Below are 4389 nucleotides of genomic sequence, written 5' to 3'. Positions count from 1 at the left end.
ATACATCTATGAATATATTCAAGTTTTTCATCTATTGTGAAGCTACTTTTTCTTCCCATAAAAAATACTCCTCCTTACAGTAAACAGTTTTATTATTTTAACTGTCTACTACAAGGGGAGCATATCAAAACCACCAATTGGTGGTTTTTTTCTTATTTATTCTTCTGACAACAATCTCTTTTCTCCAGTAATAGCTTGAATAGGAGCTATATCTTGAGAAAATTCCAATGTACCTAAAAACTCTCCGTTTTCATCTCTTACAGCATAGTAACTAATCATTACAAACTTATCTCCCATTTTAATCCAAAAACTTTCGCTATCCTTCTCCCCAGATTTAAAAGAGTTTACTATTTTCTCCACAACATTTACTGATGCTGGTGGATGACAGTTTTCTACAGTTCTGCCTATTACTGCCTTAGTTCTAGCGAATATTCTTTCTTTTCCTTGAGAGAAATATTTAACTATATTATCTTTATCTACAAAGGTCATATCTCCTGGTATAGTATTAAATATGTGGTTAATTTCCTTAGTTGACAGAATTCCTGTTTCAAATTTTATATAACCCTTATCTACATTTGTTCCTTCAGTTTCTTCCTTTACCTTTTCTTCCACATCTAGTCTTGCTCTGTGCCATTTCTCTTCTGGAGCAATTATTGCATAGCCTATTTCATCTGATTCATTATATATATTGATCCATTCATCCTCCGTTAAGGTATCTAAACACATTGAAAACAATATACTTTCTTCTTTAAATATCATTTCCTTTATTTCATTTAAAGCAGTTTCTGCTTTCTTTAATACTTCTTCCTTATTTCCTTTATATGAAGTTAAAGATAGCTTAACAGCTTTAATCATTGCCCTTATTTCGTCATCTACACCCCACATAACTTTTGGAGGAGATGTTATTCCATACTTCTCTAGATATGGGAATATTAAGTTCTCCTTTCTACTGTAATGTTTGTCAATATCCCATAATAAATTTACATCTGCTATTAAAGCCAGTATATTTTCTTTTGAGTCGTCATCTTCAAATCTACCTAAATTAGGTTTCATTGTACCTTCTATATAATCTTCTATTGCTTTGTTTTCTTGTCTCATGGTATAGACTGGATGACCTGGTACTTCTTCGGGATGGTGAATTTCCTCTATGGAACCTTTAAATACTTCTGCGTGAACATTACAAAGGTTTTGAATTTCCTCTATAGGTAGTCCTTCTTTTACAAGTTGTACTTCCATTTCAGATATTTCCTTTGCTGTTACACCTTGAATCACTTGGGCAAACTTCGCTTTTACTTCTTCTACAGTCTTCCCCTCATGTAACTCCCTTATGACTTCCTTTAGTTTTTCTTGCCTATATTCTCTATTATTGATTAATTCACTCATATTCTCACTCCTTAAAGCTATTTGTAAAATATTATACCCTTAAACATCAATATATTTCACAAATACAAAAAATACCCCTTATTAAAGGGGTATTTCCTTATTTAGTTACTTCTAGTATTGATATTGCTTCATTTACAAGGGATACAACTTCATCTTGAACTGCTTTATTTATTATAAGATCATTTTCTTCAATAACATTAATATATTTATTTACTATATGTGCAGTTACCGAATCCTTTATATTTGCAGTTTTCTTATAGCTTTCTAATATATCATTATGAATTTTATTTGTAGTATTATCAGATATAGGTGTATTATCCACTCCATCTAAATAAAGAGCTAGCTTCCCTCTGTAAAGCCTTAATACTTCTTCGTATCTTTTGACTCCTGAATACTGCTGTATATAGTTTTCAGTTTTTACTATTCTTGATGCTAAGTCATCATAAGATATTTGAAGTCCGGCATCTATTACTACTGGAGTATTTGAATCCATTGCTTTTATTTCTATATATTCCTTTACTTCATTTGAAACATAATTGTTGTATTTTTTTAATTTTTCATAATCTGTCACTGGATAGAAGTTTCCCTCTAAATTTATAAGTTTATATTTATTCTCCAATAATTGAGTTATTTGTTTTTTTAATTCGTCATTCTTTATATCTTTAACCTTGTCCTCTGGAAAGAAAAGTTCAGTTCCCGCAATACTCATTAGTTCTCCATTAGAGTCTATCTCAAATATATTATCCATTATAGCATTTAGAGATTCTTCTAGAGCTGTTTCTAAATCTAATACCATTCTATCTCCCTCTATTTGGGAAAGGCCTTCTATATTATCATCAACAAACTTTACTATTTTGCTTAAGTCATTTGTTTTCAAAGCACTGTCGAATTCCTTCATTATGGTTGCCTTATCCTTTTCAGTATCAGAGGAATTATTTACAGCTTCTGTTGGGTTTTTAGATGGATCAGCTTTTTCCGGATTCTTTTTTTTGCAACCTGCAAGGCTTAAAACTAGAATCATAGACATGAATACAATAAATATACTCTTTCTATTTTTCACATTATCACCACTTTCATTTATAATTGAATTTATATCTATTATACCCAAGCTATAATTATAAGTCTTTACAATTCCATTACAAATTGAGAAAAATAGAAGTAAAACTTTCCATTCCTATAAAGTAATACTTTTTTATGGGATTTTATTATATAATTATATATATATAGTCTAAAGGGGTGAGGATATGGATATCAAAGTTTTAAGAGAAGAGAAATCTGTTTCTCAGGTAAATAATTTTTTTCTTGGTGTTGTTTTATGGTCTGTATTTATTCAGTTCATGCCTATTAACCCAAATTATTATCAGTATATAGCATTTCTAATACCTATAAGTATTTACTTGTTTTTAAACAAATCCAATATAGAGAGAATATTAAAGCCTAATATGTTAAATCTAAAAAGCGTATTTATTATAGTTTGTATATGGGTTTCAGTTTTACCTATTATACTTTTGATGGCGGAATTATATATTTACTTCTTTGGAGATACTTTAGCCAATATTGTTTCTCAAAACTCTCACGAGTCTTTAACCATTAACTTTTTTCTTATAGCCATAACTCCAGCTATTTTAGAAGAACTTTTAATGAGAGGAATTATTTTAGATGGATATAGAAATAAATCTAGATTAGTTGCAGCTGTAATGAATGGATTTATGTTTGGAATGTTGCATCTGAACTCTTTTCAATTTTTCCATACATTTATAGCAGGAATAATTGCTTCTTATCTTGTATATGCTACAAATTCTATATTTGCAGGTATGCTTATTCATACAATCAATAATGGACTTCCTTTAATTATTGATTATTTATATCCTATAGTACCTGAAGAAACATCTATTGCAGAACCAAATTTTATAGGATTAGTTATATTTGCTTTAATAGGTCTTGTATTTTTAATCAAACTATTTAGATTACTATTTAAGGTGAATAATATATCTACAAAGGAAAATAGGGTTTTTTCTAAAGAAAAAATATTTGGTTTTCCACTTTTAATATCTACAATTATATTTATAGGATTTAGTATATTAATCATACTTAATATATGATAAAAAAGCCTCCAAAGGAGGCTTTTTTTTTACATTCCTGGTACACAGATTATTTTTCCTACTACAAAATCACCAGGTGACATTGTAGGATTTGCTATTAATAATTCTGCAACTGTTGTGTTAAATTTTTGTGCCAACGCTGCTATTATAGAACCAGTTGTCGGTACATCACATTGGTCTATTTTATATTGCTTATATTTTGGTGGACAAGGACATCCCATTTCTTGATGTGGCATTATACATAATTCTTGCCCCACTCTCAAGTTGTTTAAATCTACATTTGGATTTGCATCTGCTAAAGTTGTTAATGATATATTATATCTTAACATTATATCTACTGCTGTTTCTCCAGCTGTAACAGTGTGAATTACTCCTCCTGGGCAAGGTATTTCTGTCTTAGGAACACAAATCAATTGACCTACTTGTAAGTTATTAGGATCAACTCCAGGATTTGCTGCCATCAACGCTTGTAAAGATACATTGAACATCATTGCTATACTATATAGAGTGTCCCCTGGTCTTACTGTATAATATACTCCATTACATGGTGGTACAGGGCTACCCATTGGAATACAAATCACTTGACCTATTTGTAAATTATTAGGGTTAATTCCTGGATTTATTGCCATTATGGCTTCTACTGTTGTATTATATGTTATTGCTAAATTATATAGCGTATCTCCTGATTTTATTGTATAAGCGAAACTTCCTATCGGACATTGTTTCGGTGGAGTTGTTCCTTGTGGTATACAAATCACTTGACCTATTTGTAGATTATTAGGATTAATTCCAGGATTTATTGCCATTATAGCTTCTACTGTTGTGTTATATGTTATTGCCAACTTATATAGCGTATCTCCTGATTTTATTGTATAAGGAAAACTACCTGTCGGACATTGTCTTG

General features: G+C 30.2%; 4 protein-coding genes. 1 reads left to right on the top strand and 3 read right to left on the bottom strand.

The annotated features are described in order from the left end of the window. Positions 1–156: 156 nt before the first annotated feature. Together FYJ83_RS19255 and FYJ83_RS19250 are read right to left on the bottom strand one after the other, a co-directional pair. A complete protein-coding gene (locus tag FYJ83_RS19255; RefSeq protein WP_154443114.1) occupies positions 157–1383 on the bottom strand; it encodes a DUF438 domain-containing protein in 1227 nt (408 codons plus the stop codon). A 97-nt stretch (positions 1384–1480) separates the two neighbouring features. Next, entirely contained in the window at positions 1481–2443 is a 963-nt protein-coding gene (locus tag FYJ83_RS19250; protein WP_154443113.1) for a hypothetical protein, read from the bottom strand. A 184-nt stretch (positions 2444–2627) separates the two neighbouring features. Here FYJ83_RS19250 and FYJ83_RS19245 point away from each other — a divergent pair, with 184 nt between their 5' ends. Continuing rightward, positions 2628–3485 (top strand): CPBP family intramembrane glutamic endopeptidase, encoded by an 858-nt coding sequence (locus FYJ83_RS19245; RefSeq protein WP_154443112.1) that lies wholly within the window; start codon positions 2628–2630, stop codon positions 3483–3485. Between the two features lie 29 nt (positions 3486–3514). On the opposite strand, the gene FYJ83_RS19240 is transcribed toward FYJ83_RS19245, so the two are convergent. Further along, positions 3515–4389, bottom strand: an 875-nt coding sequence (locus FYJ83_RS19240) for a LysM peptidoglycan-binding domain-containing protein (RefSeq protein WP_154443111.1), incomplete at its 5' end; no start/stop codon positions are given.

This window comes from Tissierella pigra (genome assembly GCF_009695605.1).
In the GTDB taxonomy this organism is placed as follows: domain Bacteria; phylum Bacillota; class Clostridia; order Tissierellales; family Tissierellaceae; genus Tissierella; species Tissierella pigra.
This window is presented reverse-complemented; position numbering and strand designations above follow the sequence as displayed.

Bases quoted from the DNA above. Each gene is read 5' to 3' on its own strand.
- FYJ83_RS19255 (WP_154443114.1), bottom strand. From the start codon at position 1,383: ATGAGTGAATTAATCAATAATAGAGAATATAGGCAAGAAAAACTAAAG.
- FYJ83_RS19245 (WP_154443112.1), top strand. From the start codon at position 2,628: ATGGATATCAAAGTTTTAAGAGAAGAGAAATCTGTTTCTCAGGTAAAT.